This is a genomic window from Streptomyces murinus, from assembly GCF_002154555.1.
In the GTDB taxonomy this organism is placed as follows: domain Bacteria; phylum Actinomycetota; class Actinomycetes; order Streptomycetales; family Streptomycetaceae; genus Streptomyces; species Streptomyces murinus.
The window spans coordinates 1-715 of record NZ_MUNF01001033.1; the positions used below are offsets into that span (position 1 = coordinate 1).

The following is a 715-nucleotide window of genomic DNA, read 5'->3' on the forward strand; positions in this document are numbered from 1 at the left end:
GCGCCCACCTCGCTCTCCCCCTCCCGCGCCGGTGACTTCATGCAGTGTCCGTTGCTGTACCGGTTCCGGGTGATCGACCGGCTGCCGGAGAAGCCGAGCGAGGCGGCGACGCGGGGCACCCTGGTGCACGCGGTGCTTGAGCGCTTGTTCGACGCGCCCGCCGGGGAGCGGACCGCGCCGCGCGCCAGGGCGCTGGTGCCNNCTGGCGCGCTGGCTGGGCGAGGCCGAGCGGCTGGTGGAGCGCTGGTTCACGCTGGAGGACCCGACCCGCCTGGAGCCCGCCGAGCGGGAGCTGTTCGTGGAGGCCGAGCTGGAGTCGGGGCCCCGGCTGCGCGGCATCATCGACCGGGTGGACGTGGCGCCGACCGGCGAGGTGCGGATCGTCGACTACAAGACGGGCAAGGCGCCGCGGCCGGAGTACGCCGAGGGCGCGCTGTTCCAGATGAAGTTCTACGCGCTGGTGGTGTGGCGGCTCAAGGGCGTCGTACCGCGCCGGCTCCAGCTGGTGTATCTCGGCAGCGGCGAGGTGCGGACGTACGATCCGGTGCTCGCCGATCTTGAGCGGGTGGAGCGCAGGCTGCGCGCGCTGTGGGACGCCATCTGTGAGGCCACGGAGAGCGGGGAGTGGCGGCCGCGGCCGACGAAGCTGTGTGGCTGGTGCGATCACCAGGCGCACTGCCCGGAGTTCGGGGGCACTCCCCCGCCGTATCCGCTG

General features: G+C 73.2%; 1 pseudogene. It reads left to right on the plus strand.

Features of this window, described 5'->3' with window-relative positions:
- Positions 1–715: pseudogene (locus CCN72_RS37475) on the plus strand (RecB family exonuclease); the annotation flags it as partial.